This window comes from Stutzerimonas degradans (genome assembly GCF_024448505.1).
GTDB lineage: Bacteria > Pseudomonadota > Gammaproteobacteria > Pseudomonadales > Pseudomonadaceae > Stutzerimonas > Stutzerimonas degradans.
This window is the reverse complement of sequence record NZ_JAMOHV010000001.1, coordinates 343854-368621: the sequence shown is the minus strand read 5'-3', so window position 1 is coordinate 368621 and position 24768 is coordinate 343854. Positions and strand designations below refer to the sequence as shown.

Sequence of the window (24768 nt, the reverse complement as noted above, 5' to 3'; positions counted from 1 at the left end):
GCGGGGTATTTTTGACAGACCGTCAAAACCTCGGGTTAGAATCCTGCTGGCACAGCCCATGCATATCGCGGCTGCATCTACAGGAGAACGCTTTTGGACGTCGGCAACATCAATCACCTGTTTTTCATTGGTGGCTTGCTGGTGGCCATTAGCATTCTCGTCAGTTCGTTATCGGCGCGTGTCGGCGTACCCATTCTGGTGATCTTCCTCGGCGTCGGCATGCTCGCCGGCGTCGATGGCATCGGCGGCATCGTCTTCGAGGATTACAGGCTCGCCTTCGTCATCAGCAACCTGGCACTGGCGGTGATCCTGCTCGACGGCGGCATGCGCACGCGCAAATCCACCTTCCGCGTCGCGCTGTGGCCGTCGATGTCGCTGGCGACCTTCGGCGTCGCCATCACCGCCGGCCTCACCGGCATCGCCGCCGCCTGGCTGTTCGACCTGGAGCTGATCGAGGGTCTGCTGATCGGCGCCATCGTCGGCTCCACCGATGCCGCGGTGGTATTCAACCTGCTCAACGGCAAAGGGCTGAACGAACGGGTCGGACCGACGCTGGAGATCGAGTCGGGCAGTAACGACCCGATGGCGATGTTCCTCACCGTGACCCTGATCGGCATGATCGCCTCGGGCCAGACCGAGTTCACCTGGATGGTGCTGGTGAGCCTGGTGCAGCAGTTCGGCATCGGCATCGCCCTCGGCCTGGGCGGCGGCTGGCTGCTGCTGCAGCTGATCAACCGGCTGTCGGTGGCCGACGGCCTCTACCCGCTGCTGGCGGTGGCCGGCGGCATCATGATCTACGCATTGTCCGGCGCGGTGGGCGGCAGCGGCATCATCGCCGTCTACGTCTGCGGGCTGATGCTGGGCAACCGGCCGATTCGCAACCGCCACGGCATCATGCACATGTTCGACGGCCTGGCCTGGCTCAGCCAGATCGGCATGTTCCTCGTGCTCGGCCTGCTGCTCACGCCCAGCGAATTGCTGCCCATCGCCGTGCCGGCGCTGCTGCTGTCGCTATGGATGATCCTGTTCGCGCGACCGATTTCGGTATTCCTCGGCCTACTGCCATTCAAGAGCTTCAACCTGCGCGAGCGCGTCTTCATCTCCTGGATCGGCCTGCGCGGCGCGGTGCCGGTGATCCTCGCGGTGTTTCCGCTGGTGGCCGGGCTGGACAACGCCCAGCTGTTCTTCAACGTCGCCTTCTTCATCGTGCTGGTGTCGCTGCTGCTGCAGGGCACCACGCTCACCTGGGCCGCGAAGAAAGCCCGGGTCGAGGTGCCACCCGCACCCTCGCCGATCTCGCGTACCGGCCTGCAGGTGCATACCACCAGCCAGTGGGAGATCTTCGTCTACCGCCTGTCGAGCAGCAAATGGTGCATCGGCGCCGCGCTGCGCGAGCTGAAGATGCCGCCCGGCACACGCATCGCCGCGCTGTTCCGCGGCAAGGAGCTGCTGCACCCGTCCGGCAGCACGCGGCTGCAGGTCGGCGACATCCTCTGCGTGATCGGCCACGAGGAGGATCTGCCCGCGCTCGGCCAGCTGTTCAGCCAGGCGCCCAAGCGTGGCCAGGACCTGCGTTTCTTCGGTGACTTCATCCTCGAAGGCGAAGCCGAGCTGGGCGCGATCGCCGCGCTCTATGGCCTCAAGCTGGACGGCATCGACGGCAGCCAGCCGATCGGCCAGTTTCTGGCTCAGCAGCTCGGCGGCCAGCCGGTGGTCGGCGACCATGTCGACTGGAACGGCCTGGCCTGGACGATCGCCGCGATGGAAGGCGGCGAAGTGCGCAAGGTCGGCCTGAAATTTCCCGAAGGCGCCAAGCCCGGCCCGCAGCTGATGTTCTGATCGCAGCGGGCGCCGGCGCGCCCGTCTCGCGGACTCGCACTCGCCCGGCGCAGACCGTAGACTCAGCAGTCCCTTCGTTTGCGGCTGCATCCATGTTCTCCGTGCGCACCCTACTGCTGGCGGCCCTGGCCGCACTTTCCCTGAACGCGATGCCGGCGCTGGCTCAGGCGCTGGATATCACCGGCAGCAAACCGGCCGCCGAGGCCGAAGCCAAGCCCGCCGCCCCGTCGCTCGCCGAACAGATTCAGCAGCAGGCCGAGCAGACCGCGACCGCGCGCCAGCAGCTCGAAGAGCGCGGGACGCAACTTGCGCAGGCGCCCAAGGAGATCGTCGAAGCCCGACGCGCACTCGATGCGCTCAAGGCCAAGCCGGACGAAGACCCGGCCAGGCGCTACGCCGGCCTGAACGTCGCGGCGCTCGATCAGCGCCTGGCCGAACGGATCGACGAGCTGGCCGAGTGGCAGAAACAGCTCAGTGCCGCCAACAGCCTGATCATCACCGCGCAGACCCGCCCGGAGCGTGCGCAGGCCGCCATCGGCAGCGCCCAGGCGCGCATCCAGGAGATCAACGCGCAGCTCAAGAGCGGGCGCGACGGCGGCAAGAGCCTCGGCGACGAGCAGCGCAGCCTGCTCAACGCGGAACTCGAGACCCTCGGCGCACAGATCGAACTGCGCCGCCAGGAGCTGGCCGGCAACAGCCTGATGCAGGATCTGGGCAAGGCACGCCGCGACCTGCTCGCCGAACGCATCGCCCGCGCCGAGCTGGAAACCCAGGCGCTGCAGGCGCTGATCAACGAGAAGCGCCGCGCCGAGTCCGAGCAGACCGTCGCGGAGCTGTCGGCCAAGGCCGAGCAGGCCGGCTCCGATACCCTGCTGGCCGCCGAAAGCGCGGAGAACCTCAAGCTCTCCGACTACCTGCTGCGCGCCACCGAGCGGCTGAACGACCTCAACCAGCAGAACCTGCGCACCCGCCAGCAACTCGACACGCTGACTCAGACCGACCAGGCGCTGGAAGAGCAGATCAGCGTGCTCGAAGGCAGTCTGTTGCTGTCGAAGATCCTCTACCAGCAGAAGCTGACCCTCCCCAAGGTGACGCTGGACAAGAACCTCGCCGACGAGATCGCCGACCTGCGGCTCTACCAGTTCGAGCTGAACCAGGCGCGCGAGAAGGCAGGCAACGCCCAGAGCTACGTCGATCAGCTGCTCGCCAGCCAGCCGGCCGAACAGGCGACAGCGGAGCTGCGCGCCGCGCTGCTGGAACTGCTCAACACCCGCAACGAGCTGCTCGACCGGCTGAACCGCACGCTCAACGCGCTGCTCAACGAATCGATCACCCTGCAGCTGAACCAGAAGCAGCTGCACGATACGGCGAGCGCCCTGAGCGCGACGCTCGACGAGCAGATGTTCTGGATTCCCAGCAACAAGCCGCTGGACCTGAGCTGGCTGGCCAGCGCGCCGCAGCGTCTGGAGCGCCAGCTCGCCAGCATTCCCTGGCGCTCGCTGTTGGGGGAGCTGGGCGCCGGCCTGAAGGAACGTCCGCTGCTGTTCCTGCCGCTGCTGCTGGCAATTGCCGTACTGCTCTGGCGGCGCCCGGCGATCAACGCCAAGCTCGATGCGCTGAGCCGCGACGTCGGCCATTTCCGTAACGACAGCCAGCTGCATACGCCTTTGGCGCTGTTGCTCAACCTGCTGCTGGCGCTGCCCGGTGCGCTGCTGCTGGCGCTGTGCGGCTATCTGCTGCAGATGGACGCGCGTGGGCAGAACCTCGGCCTCGGTGCCGCGCTGTACGAGATGGCCCAAGCCTGGCTGGTGTTCTACACCGCCTACCGCATGCTCTCGCCGGGGCGGGTGGCGGAGCTGCACTTTCGCTGGTCGAAACCGCAAGTGACCTTCCTGCGCGACGAGCTACGCCGCCTCGGGCTGGTGGTGCTGACCCTGGTGGTGGCGGTGAGCATCGCCGAGCAGCAGCCGGCCAATCTCGCCGACGACGTGCTCGGTCTACTGGTGATCATCGCCTGCTATGCGCTGATGAGCTGGCGCATGGCGCGCATCCTGCGCAAGGGACCGGCCAGCGAGAATGCGCCGCACGGACGGCTGCTGCTCGGCATGCTGTTCAGCGTGCTGCCGCTGCTGCTGATCGGCGTGGTCGGCATGGGCTACTACTACACGGCGCTCAAGCTCACCGAGCGGCTGATCGACACGCTCTATCTGCTGATGCTCTGGGTCGCGCTGGAGGCCACGCTGGTCCGCGCGCTGACCATCGCCGCGCGGCGCCTGGCCTACCAGCGCGCGCTCGCCAAGCGCCAGAGCAGCGAGGAGAACGGCAACGCCGACACCGAGACGCTGGAGGAACCCGGCCTGGACATCGAGCAGGTCAACCAGCAGTCGCTGCGCCTGACCCGCCTGGCCACCTTCGGCCTGTTCGTCGTCGCGCTGTACTGGGTCTGGTCGGACCTGATCTCGGTGGTGTCCTACCTGGATAACGTCGCGCTCTACGAATTCACCAGCGGCAGCGGCGATACGCTGACCACCTCGGCGATCAGCCTGAACGACCTGCTCGGCGCGCTGGCCATCGTCGTCATCACCTTGGTGCTGGCGCGCAACCTGCCCGGCCTGCTGGAGGTCGCGGTGCTGTCGCGGCTGAACCTGGCGCCCGGCAGCGCCTACGCCACCGGCACGCTGCTGTCGTACACGCTGGTGGGCACCGGCATCGTTTCCACGCTGTCGACCCTCGGCGTCAGCTGGGACAAGCTGCAGTGGTTGGTGGCCGCGCTGTCGGTGGGCCTGGGTTTCGGCCTGCAGGAAATCTTCGCCAACTTCGTCTCCGGCCTGATCATCCTGTTCGAGAAACCGGTGCGCATCGGCGACGTGGTGACCATCGGCAACCTCTCCGGCACGGTCAGCCGCATCCGCATCCGCGCCACCACCATCACCGATTTCGACCACAAGGAAATCATCGTTCCGAACAAGACCTTCGTCACCGACCAGCTGCTCAACTGGTCGCTGAGCGACACGGTCACCCGCGTCACCATCCGCATCGGCGTGGAATTCGGCTCGGACCTGGAGCAGGTTCGCGAGCTGCTGTTCCAGGCCGCGCGGGAGAATCCGCGCGTGCTCAAGGACCCGGAGCCGCAGGTGTTCTTCCTCAATTTCGGCGAGAGCCGCCTGGAACACGAGCTGCGCCTGCACGTGCGCGACCTCGGCGACCGCAACCCGGTGATCGACGAGATCAACCGTCGCGTCGATCGCGAATTCCGCGAGCGCGGCATCGTCATCGCCTTCCGCCAGCTGGACGTGCATCTGAAGGACTACGCCGGACGTGAGCTGCTGCTGCCGAAGAGCCAGCCGGTCGTGACGGGCGGCCCGCTGATCAAGGATCCCGACCCAAGCTGAACCCCACTGCGCGGTAAGAGCCTAATCTGACTGAACGGGCCGCTGGTGCAGCGTGCCGCAAAACGCCGCGCCGCTCTGCCGCCGCACATTCACCGCCCCGCTGCCGGGCATACTTGCGGAGCCATCTTGAAGACCCTTACCGAGCTGCACTTCGACAATCGCTTCGCCCGCCTCGGCGACGCATTCTCGACCGCCGTCGAGCCACAGCCGCTGGCCGATCCGAGCCTGGTGGTGGTCAGCAAAGCCGCCCTGGCGCTGCTCGATCTGGACCCAGCAGAGGCCGAGCAGCCGCTGTTCGTCGAGCTGTTTTCCGGGCACAAGCTCTGGTCGACCGCCGAGCCGCGGGCGATGGTGTATTCCGGTCATCAGTTCGGCGTCTACAACCCGCAGCTGGGCGACGGCCGCGGCCTGCTGCTCGGCGAGGTGCGGAACGCCGCCGGCGAGCACTGGGACCTGCACCTCAAGGGCGCCGGCCAGACGCCCTACTCACGCATGGGCGATGGCCGCGCGGTGCTGCGCTCGTCGATCCGCGAGTTCCTCGCCAGCGAACACCTGGCGGCGCTGGGCATCCCCAGCACGCGCGCGCTGTGCGTCACCGCCTCGGCCACGCCGGTCTACCGCGAGCGCCAGGAGCGCGGTGCCATGCTGCTGCGCCTGGCGCCCAGCCACCTGCGCTTCGGCCACTTCGAGTTTTTCTACTACACGCGCCAGCACTCCGAGTTGAAGCAGCTGCTCGACTACAGCCTCGAGGCGCACTTTGCGCAGCTGCGCGAACAGCCCGAACCGTACCTGGCGCTGTTCCGCGAGGTTCTCGAACGAACCGCCGCGCTCGTCGCGCGCTGGCAGGCCTACGGCTTCTGCCACGGCGTGATGAACACCGACAACATGTCGCTGCTGGGCATCACCCTGGACTTCGGCCCGTACGCCTTCCTCGACGATTTCGACGCACGTTTCATCTGCAACCACTCCGACGACCGCGGCCGCTACTCGTTCGAGAACCAGGTGCCGATCGCCCACTGGAACCTCGCCGCGCTGGCGCAGGCACTGACGCCGTTCGTCGAGGTGACGCGCCTGCGCGAGACGATGGAACTGTTCCTGCCACTCTACGAAGCCGAATGGCTGGACCTGATGCGCCGCCGGCTGGGCTTCACACGGGCCGAGGCGGACGACGAACGGCTGGTGCGCCGCCTGCTGCAACTGATGCAGGACAGCGCCGTGGACTACACCCTCTTCTTCCGCGAACTCGGCGACAGCCCGGCGCCGCAGGCCGTGCAACGCCTGCGCGAGGACTTCGTCGACCTGGCCGGCTTCGACGCCTGGGCCGCCGACTATTGCGCGCGCAGCGCCCGCGACGCCGCCGAGACCGACCGCCAGGCGCGCATGCGCGCGGTGAATCCGAAGTACATCCTGCGCAACTACCTGGCGCAGCAGGTCATCGAAGCGGCGGAGAACGGCGACTACGGCCCGGTGCGTGAACTGCACGCGGTGCTCGGCCGGCCGTTCGACGAGCAGCCGGGCATGCAGCGCTACGCCGAGCGGCCGCCGGAATGGGGTAAGCATCTGGAGATCAGCTGTTCGTCGTAGGTCGGGTGCAACCCGCGCCGTCGGCGCCTGAGCGCCACTCCGCAACGGCGGGTTGCACTCACATTTTGCTTCATGGCGATTGGTGAATCGCTTGATTTCCGAGTGCCCGATGCCTCTGGTTTCGGCCACCCGGCCGAGTCACTTTCTTGTTGCTTGCCCAACAAGAAAGTAACCAAAGAAGAAGGGCACCCGACATCCGGGTCTGGCCTGCGGCCAGACTCCCCTCGCTCCGGCGCCGCTCCGGGGGCACGTCACGAAGGGACATCCCTGTCCCTTCGTGACTCGCTCGGCGTCCTGCCTCGCGTCCCCCTATGCGACACCTCCACTCGGCCTCCTGACGGGGAGTTGGGTCCGAGTCGCCTGGAAGGTCGAGAAGCTGACTTTGCTGCGCTTTGTGCCTTTCCTGCACAGCCTGTCAGGCCCCACCAACCGCCCCTTTCAGGAGGCCGAGTGGAATCGTTGCGCAAGGGAGCGAGCGGCATGGATGCCGTGAGAGGCGTAAAGGGCCAGGGACGGCCCTTTACGCCGGCCCCCGGAGCGACGATGGAGCGAGGGAACCCCGGCGCAGCCGGGGCCGGATGTAGGGGCAAGCGGTTTTGGTTACTTTTGCCGCGACTGGCAAAAGTGACTCGCCCAGCAGGGCGAAAACAAGCTCTCAAGCCACTCGCCAACCACCAAGACAGCAAAACGTACAAGCCGCACGATCAGCCTTACCAGCCGTAGAGCGGGCGCAACCCGCGCCCCACTCCACAACGGCGCCCTACGGATTCAAGGGCAGCAGCACGCGAAACAACGCCCCCTGCCCCTCCTCACTCTCAACCTGAATACGCCCGCCATGCGCCTTGACGATCTGCTCGGCGATGAACAGGCCGAGCCCCAGCCCGGCGCTGCTCTCGCTACCCTCGGCGCGCTCGAACTGGCAGAAGATGCGCGCCAGGCTCTCCGGCTTGATGCCGATACCATGGTCGCGCACCTCGATCTGCGCGCCCTCGGCGCAAGGCCCGACGCTCACCTGCACCGGGTTGCCGGCACCGTAGCGCATGGCGTTGGTGAGCAGATTGGCCACCACCTGCTCGATACGAAACGCGTCCCAGACGCCGACGACCGACTCGGCCTGCTGCAGCTGCAGCGTGCAGCCGCGGCCTTCCATCTGCGCGGCGAAGCTCTCCAGCACATGCGCGACCAGCTCCGCCAGGTCGATGCGGCTCGGGCGGATCGACAGCTTGCCAGTGCGGATGCGCGAAACATCCAGCATGTCGTCGATCAGGCGGATCAGGCTCTGCACCTGCCGCTCGTCCTTCTCGACCATGTTGCGCAAACGGTCCTCGCTGAAGGCGGCGAAATTGCCGCGCGCCAGCTGCAGCTTGCGCAGCTGCACTTCGAGGATCAGCGTGTTGAGCGGGGTCTTCAGCTCGTGAGAGACGATGGACATGAAGTCGTCGCGCATGCGCACGGCGTTCTCCAGCTCGGCCTGGGTGCTGCGCAGCTCGTCGAGCAGCACCTCCTGCTCGCGCCGGCTCTTTTCCAGCGCCTCCAGCTGGCGCGCCATGCGCTTGCGGTTGCGATAGAGATCGACGAACACGCTGGCCTTGCTGCGCACCGCGTGCGCATCCAGCGGCTTGTGCAGAAAGTCCACCGCACCGCTCTCGTAGCCCTTGAAGGCGTAGTTGAGCTCGCGCCCGGCGGCGCTGACGAAGACGATGGGAATGTGTTTGGTGCGCTCGGTGCCGCGCATCAGCTCGGCCAGCTGGAAGCCGTCCATGCCGGGCATCTGCACGTCGAGGATCGCCAGCGCGAATTCGTGCTGCAGCAGCAGCTCCAGCGCCTGCTCGGCCGATTCGGCCTGATGCACGCGGATGCCCGGCGCCTGCAACAGCGCGCCGAGCGCCAGCAGGTTCTCCGGCAGGTCGTCGACGATCAGCAGATTCGCCTCATCGGTTTGATAGGGCATGACTCACTCCAGTTCGCGCAACAATCGGTGTATGTCACGCAGGGGCAAAATGTAGTCCGGCGCGAAGCGCTGGAGTGCGGCGCGCGGCATGCTGTCGACTTCTGCCTCGTCCGGGTCCTGGACGATGGTCAGACCGCCGGCGCGATGAATCGCTTCGAGGCCGGCGGCGCCGTCCTCGTTGGCGCCGGTCAGCAGGATACCGGCCACGCGCTCGCCCCAGGCGTCGGCGGCGGATTCGAACAGCACGTCGATCGACGGCCGGGAAAAATGCACGCTGTCGTCCTGACTCAGCGACAGACTGGTGTCCTGCTCGACCAGCAGGTGATAGCCGGGTGCGGCGAAATACAGGGTTCCGCCGCGCACCCGCTCCTTCTCGTCGGCTTCCTTGACGTGCAGGTCGGTCTTGCGCTGGAAAATCTCCGCCAGCTGCGTCGGCACGCCTGAAGGGATGTGCTGCACCACCAGCAGCGGCAGGCGGAACGTCGCCTCCAGCCCGGCGACCAGCACGCTGAGCGCGGCCAGACCGCCGGCCGAGGTGCCGATGACCACCGCCTCGACGGGCGGCCGCCGCTTGCCGGCCATGCGCCGGGGTGCCTGGCTGCTCATAGCTTGCGGAAAATCCTTTCCGATTTGTCGAACGCCTCGAACTGCCCGGCGCAGGCGGAGAATTCCACCGTTTCCTTGGCGCCCAGGCCGAGGAATCCGCGATGACAGAGCGATTCGTGGAACAGCCCGAAGGCGCGGTCCTGCAGCGACTTGTTGAAGTAGATCAGCACGTTGCGGCAGGAGATCAGCTGCGTTTCGGAAAACACGCTATCGGTCGCCAGGCTGTGATCGGCGAAGGTGACGTTCTGTTTGAGCGCCTTGTCCATCAGCACTGCGTCGTAGGCGACCGTGCAGTAGTCGGCGAAGTTGCCCCGGCCACCGGCCTGCTGGTAGTTCTCGGTGTACTTGTGCAGGTGCTGGACGGGAAAGATGCCCCGGCGCGCCTGCGCCAACGAGCGCGGGTTGATATCGGTGGCGTAAATCAGCGAGCGCTCCAGCAGGCCCTCCTCCTTGAGCAGGATGGCCATCGAGTAGACCTCCTCGCCGGTGCTGCAGCCGGCGATCCAGATCTTCAGCGACGGATAGGTGCGCAGCACCGGCACCACCTGCTCGCGCAGAGCGCGGAAGTAACCGGGATCGCGAAACATCTCGCTGACCGGGATGGTCAGGTACTGCAGCAGGTCCATGAAGGCGCGCGCGTCATGCAGGATGCGGTGCTGCAGCGCCGAGATGTTCTCGCAGTCGAGCTGCTTGAGCGCAAGCGTCACCCGGCGCTTGAGCGAAGCGCCGGAGTAGTCGCGAAAGTCGTAGCTGTACCGGAGGTAGATCGCCTCGATCAGCAGCTTCAGCTCGATATCGGTGCTGCGCTCGGGCATGTCACAGCAGCTCCACTTTCGGCAGCCAGACGCGGATCAGCGAGAACAGCCGGTCGAGGTCGATCGGCTTGGCCAGGTAATCGTTGGCACCGGCGCTCAGGCAGCGGTCCTGGTCGGTTTTCATCGCCTTGGCGGTGACGGCGATGATCGGCAGCTTGGCCAGACGTGGGTCCTTGCGGATTTCCTGCATGGCAGTGAAACCGTCCATCTCCGGCATCATGATGTCCATCAACACCAGATCGATGGTGCTGTCGTGCCGCAGCTTGGCGATGGCTTCCAGGCCGTTGCGGGCGATCTCCACCACGGCGCCCTTCTGTTCCAGCGCGCTGGTCAGGGCGAAGACGTTACGCACGTCGTCGTCGACCACCAGCAGCTTGCGTCCCTCGAAGGCCTTCTCGCGGCTGCGCGCGCTCTTGAGCATTCTCTGCCGCTCCGGCGGCATGTCCGACTCGACCTTGTGCAGGAACAGCGTGACCTCGTCGAGCAGCCGTTCCGGCGAGCGCGCGCCCTTGATGATGATCGAGCGCGAATACTTGAGCAGCGCCGCCTCCTCATCGCGGGTCAGGTTGCGCCCGGTGTAGACGATCACCGGCGGGAAAGAGCAGATGTCCTCCTTGGCCATGCGCTCGAGCAGCTCGCTGCCGTCCATGTCCGGCAGCTTGAGGTCGATGATCATGCAATCGAAGGCGGTGCTGCGCAGCAGCTCGAGCGCCTGCTCGCCGAACTCGACAGCGGTGATCTCGATATCCACATCCTCGATCAGCCGCGACACGCTCTCGCGCTGGCGGGCGTCGTCCTCGACCAGCAGGATGCGCTTGACCTTCTGCGCCAGCTTGGCTTCCAGGCGGCTGAACACCTCCTTGAGCTCGTCGCGGGTGGTGGGCTTGAGCGCATAGCCCACCGCGCCCATCTGCAGCGCGGCCTCCTTGCGATCCTCCACCGAGACCACGTGCACCGGAATGTGCCGGGTCGCCGGGTTCTCCTTCAGGCGTTCCAGCACGGTCAGCCCGGAGTGGTCGGGCAGGCGCATGTCCAGCAGGATGGCGTCGGGCTTGTACTGCACGGCGGTGTCGAAACCGTCGTCGGCGTTCTGCGCGATCAGGCAGCTGTAGTGCAGCTCGTGCGCCAGCTCGCGCAGGATGCCGGCAAACTGCGGCTCGTCCTCGATGACCAGCACCGAGCGCGCCGTGAACGGGTAGGCGTCGCGGTCATCGGCAATCGGCTCGACGACCGGCCTGGACGCCTGCACCACCGCCGCTGCCGCTGCTTCGGCACGCGGCGCGACGGGCGATACGACAGGCAGTGGCGCCGGCGGGGCCACGCGGGCGGGAGCGGCGTAATGCTCCGGCAGCAGCAGGGTGAACGTGCTGCCCATGCCGACCTCGCTCTGCACCTCGAGCGAGCCGCCGAGCAACTGCGCCAGCTCGCGCGAGATCGACAGCCCGAGGCCCGTGCCGCCATAGCGGCGGTTGGTGGTGCCGTCGGCCTGGCGGAATGCCTCGAAGATCGCCGCCTGATGCTCCGGCGCGATGCCGATGCCGGTATCGCTGACGCTGAAGGCGATCCGGCCGTCGCCGTGCGGCGCGATGCGCAGGCACACCGAACCGCTCTCAGTGAACTTGAAGGCATTGGCCAGCAGATTCTTGAGAATCTGCTCCAGACGCTGGCGATCGGTGTACAGGCTCGGCGGCAGGTCGTCGGCCAGTTCGACGCGCAGCCCCAGCGCCTTCTCCAGCGACTGCGCCAGGAACAGGCTCTTCAGCCCCTCGGCCAGCCGGGTCAGATGGGTCGCCTCGGGATGCACGTCGAGCTTGCCGGCTTCGACCTTGGCAATGTCGAGGATGTCGTTGATCAGCGTGAGCAGGTCGTTGCCAGCCGAATAGATCGAGCTGGCGAATTGCACCTGGTCGTCGCTGAGGTTGCCCTGCGGGTTGTCGGCCAGCAGCTTGGCGAGAATCAGCGAGCTGTTCAGCGGCGTGCGCAGTTCGTGGGACATGTTGGCGAGGAATTCGGACTTGTAGCGGCTGGCGCGCTGCAGTTCGTCGGCGCGCTCCGCGAGCAGCAGCTGCGCCTCGCGCAGGCGGCTGTTCTTCTCGTCCATCTCGTCGCGCTGGCGAGCCAGGGTGTCGGCCTGCTCGGCGAGCTGTTCGTTGGTTTGCTCCAGCTCGACCTGCTGCTCTTCCAGATGCATCTGCGATTCGCGCAGGGCGCTGGACTGCTCTTCCAGCTCTTCGTTGGCGGCGCGCAGTTCTTCCTGTTGCACCTGCAACTCCTCGTTGAGCTGCTGGGTCTCGGCGAGCACGCGCTGCAGCCGCTGACGATAGCGCGCAGCCTCGATGGCCGCGCCGATGGCCGAGCCGACCCGGCGCAGCAGCTCACGATCCTGCTCGCGCAGGGGACGCAGGAAGCCGAGTTCGATCACGCCGTTGAGCATGCCGCTGTCTTCCACCGGCACGATCAGCACCGAACTCGGCACGGTCGCGCCCAGTGCCGAGCTGACGCGCAGGTAGTCGGCCGGCAGCTGTTCGAGGGCCAGTTCGCGCCGCTCCAGCGCAGCCTGGCCGACCAGCCCGGCGCCGAATTCGAGCACGAGATTGTCTTGCAGCTTCTGCGGGTCGTAGGCGAACTCGGCGACGCGCTGCAGCTTGCCGTCCTGCACCACGTAGAGCGCCCCGACGGCGACGTCGAGATAGCGCGCAAGAAACTGCAGGATGCTCTGCCCCAGCGCCGGCAGGGCCATTTCGCCGATGATCGCCTCGCCCAGCTGGGTCTGCCCGGTGCGGTACCAGGCCTGTTGTTCCAGCAGCCGAGAGTGCGCCTGCTGCCCGGCGAGCAGCGTGCTGTAGGTGTTCGACAGGCCGAGCAGGTCGCGGCGGCCGAACCAGGCCAGCAGGCCGCTGAAGATCAGGCTGAACAGCAGAAAACCGCCGATCAGCGCGGTGCTGGTCATTTCGCTGAAATCGGAACGTTCGGCGCGAATCTGCCGCTCGGTAGCGATGAAATCGTTGAGCAGCGCGCGAATCTTGCCGGAGAGATTCAGCCCGCGCGCCGTGGCCACCAGCTCGTGGATCGACTCGCCACGATCGCGCGTGGCGATGCCCTGCTCGGCGAACCGCACCCATTCGGCGAACACCGAGCGCACCTGCTCGACGCGGCTGAGCTGCATCGGGTTCTCGCGTGCGTAGCGCTGCAGGTCGTCCAGCTGCTGGCGCATCAGCGGCAGCTCGCGGTTGTAGGGCTCCAGGAAAACCGCCTCGCCGGTGATCAGGTAGCCACGCATGGAGGCTTCCAGGTCACCCATCATCTTCGCCGCCTCATGGGCGTGGGCGACGCCGCGCACCGATTCGTCGACCCAGTGGCTCACCTGGAGCAGGTAGTAGACGATGACGCTGAAGAAGAACGCGCTGAGAAATCCGAAGCCCAGTGGAACGGTCACGTTGCGGCTGAGGATGCGTTTGAAGTTGCTCTGCTCGACGAAGGAATCGCTCATCTGGTGTCCTTTCCGGCAGCCACTGGCATCGCGCGCGGCAACCGCTGTCCGCGCGTGACCCATCGGTCACGAAATTCCGTGATCTTCCGGCATGTTCTTGAGTGTTACGCGACGCTAATAGGTTTCCGCGCAGCGAGCTGGGGACTGTACACAACCCGTTCTGGCAGCACAAAAGTAGCTGACGTCAGGTCCGCGCGCGGCTCAGCGTCGGGCGATGATCCACACGGCATGGATGATGCCCGGGATGTAGCCCAGCAGCGTGAGCAGGATGTTCAGCCAGAAGGCACCGGCGAACCCCACCTGCAGGAATACGCCGAGGGGCGGCAGAAGGATGGCAACAATGATGCGGATCAGGTCCATGTCGGGTCTCCGTCGGGTCTACAAGACGGCCTGGCGGCCTGTGCAGTCGACCGGAATGAGGTCTGACGGTTCCGTTTCGCGCGGAAGGGGAACGGCAACCGCCGCCGATTGGCAGCGGTTGGCAGCTCCGGGAGGCGTCCGGGTCGGTCGCCAGGGTGCGCCAGCAGGCGCAGGAGTGAGGGTGGACGCGACCGGCCAGTCGTGGAGCCGGTCTGTTGCGTCCGGCGCCATCCGCCTTGTGGGCGAACAGCGCGACCAAGCGGTTCGCTTAGCGTGCTAACTATTTCAAAAAAAACCTGCCTGGGCCATTGGCGGAAGGTCGAATCCCGGCCGGCTTGCGCGGCGCATCGTCTATCCTGCCGGGACGCTGGAATACCGGAACGTCTGGGCCGGGCGGCAGTCATCTGCTCGAGCGCCAGAAATCTCACAGGAACCGCCATGCCCAAGCCCCTGCTGTCGCGCCTGCGCCTGCTTGCCCTCGCGCTGCTCGCCCTGAGCCTGTCCGCCTGTGCGCTGCTGCCCTCGCACGACCCGCTCGAGGTGCAGGTCGCCGGCATCCAGCCGCTGCCGGGCGAAGGGCTGGAGTTGCGCCTGCTGGTCAAGCTGCGCCTGCAGAATCCCAACGACGCCGCGGTGGACTACGACGGCGTGGCGCTGAGCCTCTCGGTCAACGACCGACGCCTGGCCAGCGGCGTCAGCGACCAGCGCGGCAGCGTGCCACGCTTCGGCGAGCGCGTAGTCAGCGTGCCGGTGACCATCTCGGCGCTGTCGGTTGCGCGGCAGGCGCTCGGGCTGGCCGATGGCAGCCGGCTCGATGCGCTGCCCTACGTGCTGCGCGGCAAGCTCGGCGGCGGGCTGTTCGGCACGCGGCGCTTCACCGACAAGGGCACGCTGGACCTGTCCGGCGTCGCCAATCCGTATCGCCCGCTGCCGTAGCGCCGGCTAGTCCGGCCGACAACGGCCGGCGCGGCACCGGTTGGCTTGGTGCCCGGGGTCTTCCTGCATCAGCTTGCGGGTCACGCCGTTGGTCCAGCCGAAGCCGTCCTGACGCTGGTATTCGCCGCCGCTCGCGGCCTCGGTACAGGGCCGCAGCACGTACTTTTCCACCAGCTTGTTTTCGCGCTCGAACAGGTAGCTGACGATCTCCAGCCAGCGCCGTTCGATCTCCAGCGCCAGCGTCTGATGGCCGTAGTGCTGCAGGCCGCGAATGCCGATCCACTGCAGCGGCGCCCAGCCGTTGGGACAGTCCCATTGCTCGCCGCTGCCATACACCTCGGTCGTGCTCAGGCCGCCGGGTGCCAGCAGCCGCGTGCGCACCACCTCGGCCACGCGCGCCGCCTGTCGCGAGTCGGCCAGCTGGACGAACAGCGGCATCAGCGTGGCGGCGGTGAGGTTGTCGCGCTGGCGCTGAATCGCCCAGTCATAGTCGAAGTAGGCGCCGCCGACGTCGTTCCACATATGGCGCTGCATCGCCGTGCGCCGCCGCTCGGCATAGTCGTGAAACTGCCCGGCATCGCGACGCAGCCCCTCTACCGCGCAGAGCCGGGCGATCTGCCGCTCCAGGTGGTAGAGCAGCGCATTGAGATCGACCGGCAGGATGCAGGTGGTGCGGATGCTTGCCAGGCGACACGGATCGTCCAGCCAGCGCGAGCTGAAATCCCAGCCGGACTCGGCCGCGGCACGCAGGTGGCGGTACACCTCATGCGCCGGACGCGAGGAGTGCCGCGCGGTCTCGACGTCCTCGCGGTAGGCCTCCTCGCGCGGCGTGTCGCGTTCGTCCCAGTAGCGGTTGAGCAGGCAGCCGTCGGCCAGGCGCACGCAGCGCCGGTGCGCCTCGCCCGGACGCAACTCGGCGCCGCCGTCCATCCAGAAGGCGTATTCCTTGCGCAGCTGCGGCAGGTAGTCGGTGGCGGGGTGCACGCCGGTCTGCTCGAACAGTTCGGTCATCAGCGCGAACACCGGCGGCTGCGAGCGGCCGAGGTAGTAGCTGCGATTGCCGTTGGGCACGTGGCCGTAGGTATCGATCAGGTAGGCGAAGTTATCGGCCATCGAGCGCAGCAGCTCGCAGTGGCCGCTCTCGTCGAGGCCGAGCATGGCGAAGTACGAGTCCCAGTAGTACAGCTCGGTGAAGCGTCCGCCCGGCACCACGTAAGGATGCGGCAACGGCAGCAGCGAGGAGAACGGCGGATGCTCGCGCGGCTGGCGGGTCAGGATCGGCCACAGCCGATCGATGTGCGCCGCCAGGCTGTCGTCCGGGTTGGCGACGAACGCCTTCGGCGGCAACTCGTACGGGCTGAAGTTGGCGTGCACGAATTCGCCGAGGTCGAAGTCCGCGGCATCGCGCTGTGCGCGGTAGTCGTCGAGAATCGCCTGCGGCTCGCGGCACGGCACGCAGTCGACGAAGGTCTTGCTGTCGACGAACACGCGCTGCATCTGCACCGCGACGAACAGCTCCTCGTAGCGCTCGGCCGGGGTCAGGCTGTCGGCCATGCCGGCAAGCTCGAAGGCGGGGGCGATGTCGGTCATTGCTCGTGGTAGTTCCATAGCAGGCCGCCGTCGATCACCAGGGTCGTGCCGGTGATGTAATCGGCCTCGTCCGAGGCGAGAAAGGCCACCGCGCCGGCAATGTCGCGCGGCTGGCCGAGCCGGCGCGCGGGAATGTCCTGCAGCAGGCCGGCGAGCTTGTCCGGCTGCTGCAGCAGCTCGCGGTTGATCGGCGTCTCGATGGCGCCGGGCGCGACGTTGTTGACGGTGATGCCCAGCGGCGCCAGCTCGATGGCGAGGTTGCGCATGAGCATCTTCAGCCCGCCCTTGCTGGCGCAGTAGCTGGCGAAGTTGGGATGCGGCAGCTCCTCGTGCACCGAGCTGTTGTTGATGATGCGCCCGCCGTGGCCGGCCTCGCGCAGATGGCGAGCGAAGGCCTGGGCGAGGAAGAACGGCCCGCGCAGGTTGACTGCCAGCACCCGCTCGTAATCCTCCAGGCTGGCGTCGAGAAAGCCCGCCTGCGTCTGGATGCCGGCGTTGTTGACCAGGATGTCCAGCCGTCCGAGCTGCGCCACGCTCTCGCGCACCAGCCGCTGGCAATCCTCCACGCAGGCCACGTCGGCGGCGACGATGCCGGCACGCCGGCCGGTAGCGCGGACCTGCGCCGCGCTTTCGCGGGCGTCGGCATCGTCTTCGCGACCGTTGATGACGACATCGGCGCCGGCCTGCGCCAGACGCACGGCGATGCCGCGGCCGATGCCCTGGGTACTGCCGGTCACCAGTGCGACCCTGCCATGCAAATTCATGCGTGATCTCCACCGCGGGCGTTCGCCCATGCCGTTCTGACGCGTCCCGCCCCGGCATGTTCCGCCGCCCCGCCAGGCGGCGCGCGCAAGGCGGCCGCTGCGCTTTCTCGGACTGCGACAAAAGCGCACAATAGAGCGCTTTCCGCCGCCCCGAAGAAGGACTTCATGACCACCCCCGACCTGCGTAAAGGCTATCTGCTGGGGCTCGTCACCTTCGGCATCTGGGGCATGTTCCCGCTGTACTTCAAATCCATCGAACAGTTCGGCGCACTGGAGATCGTCACCCAGCGCGCGATCTGGTCGGCGCTGTTCGGCACGCTGGTGCTGCTGGTCTGGCGCCACCCCGGCTGGCTGCGCGAGCTGCTCGAACACCCGCGGCGCATCGGCGTGCTGGCGATCTCCAGCCTGCTGATCGCGAGCAACTGGCTGATCTACGTCTGGGCGGTGAACCACGGCCACATGGTCGCGGCCAGCCTGGGCTACTACATCAATCCGCTGGTCAATGTGCTGCTCGGGCTGATCGTGCTGCGCGAGCGGCTACGTCCGCTGCAGTGGCTGGCAGTGGCGATGGCGGCCGCCGGCGTGGCCTTGCAGCTGCTGACGCTGGGCGAGTTTCCGTGGATCTCCATCGCGCTGGCGCTGAGCTTCGGCAGCTATGGGCTGTTGCGCAAACAGGCGCCGGTGGCGGCGCTGCCCGGGCTGGTGGTGGAAACTTGGCTGCTGCTGCCGGTGGCGCTGATCTGGCTGTTCTTCTTCGGCAACGGCGCGAGCACCGAACCGGCGCTGTGGCGCACCAGCGAAGCGCTCTGGCTGATGGCCGCCGGGCCGGTGACGCTGATCCCGCTGCTGTGCTTCAACGCCGCCGCGCGTCACCTGCCCTACTCGACGCTGGGGTTTCTGCAGTACATCACCCCGACGCTGTTGCTGATCCTCGCCGTGCAGCTGTTCGACGAACCCTTCCCGGCGGACAAGCAGCTGGCGTTCTTCTTCATCTGGGCGGGGCTGGCGGTGTACAGCGTCGACACCTGGCGGCTGATGCGCAAGACCGCAACGGCCTGACCGCGACCGCGCCGCTCACTCCGGCGCTTGCAGCTTGAGTTCCACCATCAGGTCGTCGGCCAGGGTTTCCAGGCGGCCTTGCAGGACTTCCAGCGACAGCTCGCTGGGCACCGCCAGGCGCGCCTCGGCACGGAACAGCGGCTCGCCGCTCATCGGCGCCGACAGCACGTCGGTGTCCAGGCTCTCCAGGTTGACGCCATGCTCAGCGAGCAGGCGGGTGATGTCGCGCACGATGCCGGGACGGTCGTTGCCGACCAGCTCCAGCTCGATTTCCTGCCAGCTGGTCGGCGGCTCGCTGCCGCTGTGCGCCAGCAGCACGCGAATGCCCTGCGCCTGCAAACCCTGTAGCGCCGCGGTGAGCGCGGCATGGGCTTCGCTCGGCACCGCCACCCGCAGGATACCGGCGAACTGTCCGGCCATGCGCGACATGCGGCTCTCCAGCCAGTTGCCGCCATGTTCGGCGATGCACTGAGCCAGCCGCTCGACCAGCCCGGGCTGATCCTCGGCGATGACGGTGAGTACGAGGTGATCCATTGCCTGCTCCTTTGACGCAAAGCGGTTCGCATGAAAAGACGTTTTCTAGGTATAGCAGGCAGCGGCGCAGCGGCCGGCGCCGGGCACCACCGGCCATCGCCGCGCGGCAGGAAAGCGCCACTTTCAGCGGACTGATTTTCCCCGGCGCTTCATGTAGTATCCGCCGACCCGGACTACAAGAAATTGCATCCGACAGATTTGAAAGAAGAACCAAGTGAGGCGAGTAATGACTGAGCGCGTTCAAGTCGGTGGCCTGCAGGTCGCCAAAGTCCTGTACGACTTCGTGAACAACGAAGCGATTCCCGGTACTGGCGTCGATGCCGCGGCCTTCTGGGCCGGCGCTGATCGCGTCATCCACGACCTGGCGCCGAAGAACCGCGCGCTGCTCGCCAAGCGTGACGAACTGCAGGCCAAGATCGACGCCTGGCACCAGGCGCGCGCCGGTCAGGCTCACGATGCCGTCGCCTACAAGGCCTTCCTGCAGGAAATCGGCTACCTGCTGCCGGAAGCCGAAGACTTCCAGGCCACCACTCAGAACGTCGACGAAGAGATCGCCAGCATGGCCGGCCCGCAGCTGGTGGTGCCGATCATGAATGCGCGCTTCGCGCTGAACGCCGCCAACGCCCGCTGGGGCTCGCTGTACGACGCCCTCTACGGCACCGACGCGATCTCCGAAGAAGGCGGCGCCACCAAGGGCCCGGGCTACAACGAGATCCGCGGCAACAAGGTCATCGCCTACGCGCGAGCCTTCCTCAATGAAGCCGCACCGCTGGAAAACGGTTCGCACGTCGATTCCACCGGCTACCGCATCGAAGGCGGCAAGCTGGTCGTCGCGCTGAAGAACGGCAGCACCACCGGCCTGAAGAACCCGGCGCAGCTGCAGGGCTTCCAGGGCGAAGCCAGCGCGCCGGTCGCCGTACTGCTGAAGAACCACGGCATCCACTTCGAGATCCAGATCGACCCGGCCAGCCCGATCGGCCGGACCGACGCCGCCGGCGTGAAAGACATCCTGATGGAAGCGGCGCTGACCACCATCATGGACTGCGAAGACTCCATCGCCGCCGTCGACGCCGACGACAAGACCGTCGTCTACCGCAACTGGCTCGGCCTGATGAAGGGCGACCTGGTCGAGGAGCTGGAAAAGGGCGGCAAGCGCATCACCCGCGCGATGAACCCGGACCGCGTCTACACCAAGGCCGACGGCAACGGCGAGCTGACCCTGCACGGCCGTTCGCTGCTGTTCGTGCGTAACGTCGGCCACCTGATGACCAACGACGCCATCCTCGACAAGGACGGCAACGAAGTGCCGGAAGGCATCCTCGACGGTCTGTTCACCAGCCTGTGCGCGATGCACAACGTCAAGGGCAACACCACCCGCAAGAACACCCGCACCGGCTCGGTCTACATCGTCAAGCCGAAGATGCACGGCCCGGAAGAAGTCGCCTTCGCCACCGAGCTGTTCGGCCGTGTCGAGGACGTCCTCGGCCTGCCGCGCAACACCCTGAAGGTCGGCATCATGGACGAGGAGCGTCGTACCACGATCAACCTCAAGGCCTGCATCAAGGAAGCGCGCGAGCGCGTGGTGTTCATCAACACCGGCTTCCTCGACCGCACCGGCGACGAAATCCACACCTCCATGGAAGCCGGCCCGGTAGTACGCAAGGCCGCCATGAAGGCCGAAAAGTGGATCAGCGCCTACGAGAACAACAACGTCGACGTCGGTCTGGCTTGCGGTCTGCAGGGCAAGGCGCAGATCGGCAAGGGCATGTGGGCCATGCCTGACCTGATGGCGGCCATGCTCGAGCAGAAGGTCGGTCACCCGCTGGCCGGCGCCAACACCGCCTGGGTTCCCTCGCCGACCGCCGCCACCCTGCACGCCATGCACTACCACAAGGTCGACGTGCAGGCGCGTCAGGCCGAGCTGGCCAAGCGCGAGAAGGCCTCCATCGACGACATCCTCACCCTGCCGCTGGCGCAAGACACCAACTGGAGCGAGGAAGAGAAGCGCAACGAGCTGGACAACAACTCGCAGGGCATCCTCGGCTATATGGTCCGCTGGGTCGAACAGGGCGTCGGCTGCTCCAAGGTGCCGGACATCAACGACATCGCGCTGATGGAAGACCGCGCCACCCTGCGCATTTCCAGCCAGCACGTGGCCAACTGGATGCGCCACGGCGTGGTGACCAAGGAGCAGGTGGTCGAGAGCCTCAAGCGCATGGCCGCCGTGGTTGACCGCCAGAACGAAGGCGATTCGCTGTACCGCCCGATGGCGCCGGACTTCGACAACAGCGTGGCCTTCCAGGCCGCCCTGGAGCTGGTCCTCGAAGGCACCAAGCAGCCCAACGGCTACACCGAGCCGGTGCTGCACCGCCGCCGCCGCGAGTTCAAGGCCAAGAACGGCCTGTAACCCGCCTGCGCAGCAAAAAAGACCGCCCTTCGGGGCGGTTTTTTTATGCCTTGACGATACCGTCCGTCGGAGACCATAGCCGCGATTACAATCCGTAACGTGACCGCATGAAGTATCTCAGTCACAATTTCGATTGAAATGGCCATTGGCTACCACCGCTACCCCACGGCTACCCACAGCCGGCCCTGGAGTCGATGCATGCTGAAGAATTTCTCGCTGACCGCCAAATTGTCACTGGTGCCCGCCGTGGCGCTGTTCGGGCTGGTGCTGTACGTCCTCTACACCTCGCTGCAACTCTCGGCGACCGACTCGCGGCTGGCCCTGCTGGAAACCCGCAGCTATCCGACGCTGGAAAAGACCGACGCGGTGATCTTCCAGTTTTCCCGCGTGCCGGCGCTGTTGAACAACGCCGTGGCCGCCGGCGAACCCGGTGTGCTCGACGAGGCGCGCCAGGTGCTGCAGCAGATCGACAGCCAACAGCAGTCGCTGGCCACACTGCTGGCCGACCAGCGTACCCAGCAACAGGCGCTGGAGGAGTGGCGCAAGGCGGTACGCGGCTACGCCGACAACGCCCTCGCCGCCTCGAGCAAGCTGATCGACGGCAGCGCCTCGTTCGACGACCTGCGCCCGAGCCTCGACCGCATGGCCAGCGAGCTGGCCCAGGCCCAGCAGCTGGGCAGCACCTTCCGCGCGCAGGCCTACGCCGACTTCCAGCAAACCCTGGCACAGACCCGCGAGGCCAATGCGGCTACCACGCGGCTGGGCATCTTCCTCAGCTTGGTGCTGGTGGTGCTGGTCGGGCTCGGCGCCTGGCTGGTGATCCGCAGCGTGATGGCCAACGTGCGCGGCGTGATCGCCTCGCTGCAATCGATCGCCCGCGGCGACGGCGACCTGAGCCAGCGCGTCAATGTCGAGTCGAACGACGAGATCGGCGCGATGATCGAGCTGTTCAACGGCTTTCTCGACAAGCTGCAGGGCACCATCCGCCAGATCATCGAGGCGGCCAATCCGCTCGGCCAGGTTTCCAAGGAGCTGTACCAGCTCACCCAGGGCGCGGAAGAGAACGCCAAGTCGCAGCAGCACCACACCGATTCGATCACCCGCGACATCCTCACCATGACCGGCAGCATCCAGGAAGTGGCGCAGCGCTCGCGGCAGGCCTCCGATCAGGCCAACGCCGCCGCGCGCCAGACCGCCAGCGCGCGCGAGCACGTCAGCAGCCTGTCGACCGGCATCAGCGACCTGGGCGACAGCGTGATGGGCGCGGTCAAGGCGATGGAGCAGCTGGAGGAAGAAACCCAGGAAGTTGGCTCGGTGCTGACCGTGATCCGCAGCATCGCCGAGCAGACCAACCTGCTGGCGCTGAACGCCGCCATCGAAGCGGCGCGCGCCGGCGAGCAGGGCCGCGGCTTCGCCGTGGTCGCCGACGAGGTGCGCAACCTGGCGCAGAAAACCGCCGCGTCCACCGCCGAGATCCAGCAGATCATCCAGCGCCTGCAGAACAGCGCCAACACCGTGCTCAACGTGATGACCAGCAATGGCGAGAAGTCCCGCGCCAGCATCCAGCGCTCGGTCGAGGCCACGGAGCTGCTGCAGACCATCGCCCGCACGGTCAACCAGATCGACGAACTCAACGCCGGCATCGCTCAGTTCACCCAGGAGCAGATCGGCCTGTCGCGTTCCATCCAACAAGAAACCCAAGTGTTGCAGCAGGACGCACAAGCAACCGCCAACGGCGCCGAAGCCACCGCCCGCCTGGGCGAGCAGCTGGTGACGACCGGAGACCACCTGCGCGCCGCCACCAACCAATTTCGCGTTTAACCTTCTGGAGCATCACATGACTGCACTTCGTGTCGCCGGTCTGGCAGCCATCTGCCTGGCCGCCACCCCGGCCTTCGCCCTGGAACAGGGTGAACACCGCTTCAACGGTTTCGGAACCGTCGGCGTCACTCACCTGGGTGGTGAAGATGACGGCCGCAGCTACGGCATCAATGGCCAGACCAACGACTCCTGGCGCGGCGATCAGCTGTCCAAGTTCGGCGCGCAGCTGAGCTATGGCCTCACCGACACGGTCGGCGTGACCGTACAGGCGACCGCCAAGGCGCAGCAGGACGAGTGGAAAGCCAATCTGGAATGGGCCTACCTGTCCTGGCAGACCACCGACCAGCTGATGCTGCGCGCCGGCCGCCTGCGCAGCCCGGTGTACATGTATTCCGAAAGCCTCGACGTCGGTTACAGCTACCCGTGGCTGCGCCTGCCCGACGAGGTCTACAGCCAGGTGCAGGTGACCAACTACGAAGGTCTCGACGCGGTCTACACCGTACCGCTGTCCTACGGATCGGTGACCTTCCAGCTCGCCGGCGGCCAGGCCAAGAACCGCGACTACTACGCCTACGACGACCAGTTCGATATCGACTACGACAAGCTGTTCGGCGCCAGCGTCAGCCTGGCCACCAACCAGTTCGGCACGCTGCGCATCGGTTACGTCGAAGCGGATATCACCACCGATATCAACGGCACCGTGAACAACTACCTCACCGGCAATCCGAACGACAACCTTTCGCTGCTGGTGCTGGACAAGGAAAAGGGCAAGTTCACCTCGATCGGTTACCAGTACGATAACGGCACCTGGGTCAGCAACAACGAGTGGACCTCGCGCATGATCGAGAACGACGGTCTGGAAGCGATCGACTCGTTCTACCTGATGGGTGGTCGCCGCTTCGGTGATTTCCTGCCGCACGTCACCTACGCGCAGCTGGACGACAACGGTGGTCGCCAGAGCTCCTGGACGCTGGGCCTGAACTACCAGGCGGCGCCGACCGTGGTGGTGAAGGGCGAGTACAAGCGCGTCGACACCCAGAACGGCTACGACGGCGTGTTCACCCGCAACGCCCAGGAAGTCTTCGACAACGAAGTCCACAGCCGCTTCGGTGGTGCACTCGGCGGCGCTCCGGCCCGCAACTACGACGGCGACATCGTTTCCGTCGGCGTCGATTTCGTCTTCTGAGGAGCGTCCCGATGAAAGCATCCCTTCGCATCCTCGCCGCCGCCGCGCTGCTCGGCGCGGCTTCCCTGGCCCAGGCCGAGGTCGCGGTGATCGTCAATTCCGCCGCGGCCAAGACGCCGTCGCAGTCGGACGTCGCCAACATCTTCCTCGGCAAGGACAAGTCCATGAAGGGCGTCGACCAGGCCGGCTGGAATCCGGTCAAGGAAGCCTTCTACGCCGGTGTGACCAGCAAGAACGAGTCGCAGCTGAAGTCCTATTGGTCCGGGCTGATCTTCACCGGCAAGGGCCAGCCGCTGCCCAGCGTCGCCGACGATGCCGCCGTGGTGGCCAAGGTCGGCGCCGAAGCCGATGCCATCGGCTATGTCGACAGCGCCGCGGTCAACGGCTCGGTCAAGGTGCTGTTCACCCTGCCCTGATCCAGGCCACACCGAAAG

The 24768-nt window shown here is 66.4% G+C and carries 17 protein-coding genes; 9 read left to right on the top strand and 8 right to left on the bottom strand.

Annotated elements, in window-relative coordinates:
* The first annotated feature begins 93 nt into the window (after positions 1-93).
* The 3 genes from NAV27_RS01760 to selO all read left to right on the top strand — a co-directional run bounded on the left by NAV27_RS01760 (position 94) and on the right by selO (position 6815).
* A complete protein-coding gene (locus NAV27_RS01760; protein ID WP_054094023.1) occupies positions 94-1839 on the top strand; it encodes a potassium/proton antiporter in 1746 nt (581 codons plus the stop codon).
* Between the two features lie 92 nt (positions 1840-1931).
* Positions 1932-5231 carry a mechanosensitive channel MscK gene (gene mscK / locus NAV27_RS01755; protein ID WP_102827959.1) on the top strand — a complete coding sequence of 1100 codons (3300 nt, stop codon included), beginning with the start codon at positions 1932-1934 and terminating at the stop codon, positions 5229-5231.
* Positions 5232-5357: 126 nt separating this feature from the next.
* Positions 5358-6815: a protein adenylyltransferase SelO gene (gene selO / locus NAV27_RS01750; protein ID WP_102827960.1), complete on the top strand. Its 1458-nt coding sequence runs from the start codon at positions 5358-5360 to the stop codon at positions 6813-6815.
* Positions 6816-7575: 760 nt separating this feature from the next.
* On the opposite strand, the gene NAV27_RS01745 is transcribed toward selO, so the two are convergent.
* The 5 genes from NAV27_RS01745 to NAV27_RS01725 all read right to left on the bottom strand — a co-directional run bounded on the left by NAV27_RS01745 (position 7576) and on the right by NAV27_RS01725 (position 14037).
* Positions 7576-8766, bottom strand: a complete 1191-nt coding sequence (locus NAV27_RS01745; protein ID WP_102827961.1) for a hybrid sensor histidine kinase/response regulator — start codon at positions 8764-8766, stop codon at positions 7576-7578.
* Positions 8767-8769: 3 nt separating this feature from the next.
* Complete coding sequence (locus NAV27_RS01740) at positions 8770-9372, bottom strand: chemotaxis protein CheB (protein WP_102827962.1); 603 nt, start codon at positions 9370-9372, stop codon at positions 8770-8772.
* The gene (locus tag NAV27_RS01735) at positions 9369-10187 is read right to left on the bottom strand and encodes a CheR family methyltransferase (RefSeq protein ID WP_102827963.1); all 819 of its coding nucleotides are present in this window, start codon (positions 10185-10187) and stop codon (positions 9369-9371) included. The genes NAV27_RS01740 and NAV27_RS01735 overlap by 4 nt, the downstream gene beginning before the upstream one ends.
* A 1-nt stretch (position 10188) precedes the next feature.
* Positions 10189-13677 (bottom strand): response regulator, encoded by a 3489-nt coding sequence (locus NAV27_RS01730; protein ID WP_102827964.1) that lies wholly within the window; start codon positions 13675-13677, stop codon positions 10189-10191.
* Between the two features lie 201 nt (positions 13678-13878).
* Positions 13879-14037, bottom strand: coding sequence for a YqaE/Pmp3 family membrane protein (locus NAV27_RS01725; protein WP_015275395.1), 159 nt, complete (start codon positions 14035-14037; stop codon positions 13879-13881).
* A gap of 438 nt (positions 14038-14475) precedes the next feature.
* On the opposite strand from NAV27_RS01725, the gene NAV27_RS01720 reads away from it, so the two are divergent.
* A complete protein-coding gene (locus NAV27_RS01720) occupies positions 14476-14973 on the top strand; it encodes an LEA/WHy family protein (protein ID WP_003286663.1) in 498 nt (165 codons plus the stop codon).
* Between the two features lie 6 nt (positions 14974-14979).
* Here the strand turns inward: NAV27_RS01720 and treF are convergent, their stop codons facing one another.
* Both treF and NAV27_RS01710 read right to left on the bottom strand, forming a co-directional pair.
* Entirely contained in the window at positions 14980-16563 is a 1584-nt protein-coding gene (gene treF, locus NAV27_RS01715) for an alpha,alpha-trehalase TreF (protein ID WP_102827965.1), read from the bottom strand.
* Positions 16560-17327: an SDR family oxidoreductase gene (locus NAV27_RS01710; protein WP_102827966.1), complete on the bottom strand. Its 768-nt coding sequence runs from the start codon at positions 17325-17327 to the stop codon at positions 16560-16562. Before NAV27_RS01710 ends, treF begins: the two co-directional genes overlap by 4 nt.
* Positions 17328-17492: 165 nt before the next feature.
* Between NAV27_RS01710 and rarD the strand changes: the two genes are divergently transcribed.
* A complete protein-coding gene (gene rarD, locus NAV27_RS01705; RefSeq protein WP_102827967.1) occupies positions 17493-18386 on the top strand; it encodes an EamA family transporter RarD in 894 nt (297 codons plus the stop codon).
* A gap of 15 nt (positions 18387-18401) precedes the next feature.
* Here rarD and NAV27_RS01700 read toward each other — a convergent pair whose 3' ends face one another.
* Positions 18402-18920, bottom strand: a complete 519-nt coding sequence (locus NAV27_RS01700; RefSeq protein ID WP_003286668.1) for a glycine cleavage system transcriptional repressor — start codon at positions 18918-18920, stop codon at positions 18402-18404.
* 226 nt (positions 18921-19146) lie between these two features.
* On the opposite strand from NAV27_RS01700, the gene NAV27_RS01695 reads away from it, so the two are divergent.
* The 4 genes from NAV27_RS01695 to NAV27_RS01680 all read left to right on the top strand — a co-directional run bounded on the left by NAV27_RS01695 (position 19147) and on the right by NAV27_RS01680 (position 24750).
* Positions 19147-21327: a malate synthase G gene (locus NAV27_RS01695; protein ID WP_102827968.1), complete on the top strand. Its 2181-nt coding sequence runs from the start codon at positions 19147-19149 to the stop codon at positions 21325-21327.
* 198 nt (positions 21328-21525) lie between these two features.
* Positions 21526-23148, top strand: a complete 1623-nt coding sequence (locus NAV27_RS01690; RefSeq protein ID WP_102827969.1) for a methyl-accepting chemotaxis protein — start codon at positions 21526-21528, stop codon at positions 23146-23148.
* 16 nt (positions 23149-23164) lie between these two features.
* Positions 23165-24334: a hypothetical protein gene (locus tag NAV27_RS01685; RefSeq protein WP_102827970.1), complete on the top strand. Its 1170-nt coding sequence runs from the start codon at positions 23165-23167 to the stop codon at positions 24332-24334.
* An 11-nt stretch (positions 24335-24345) separates the two neighbouring features.
* Entirely contained in the window at positions 24346-24750 is a 405-nt protein-coding gene (locus tag NAV27_RS01680) for a phosphate ABC transporter substrate-binding protein (RefSeq protein ID WP_102827971.1), read from the top strand.
* Positions 24751-24768 lie beyond the last annotated feature (18 nt).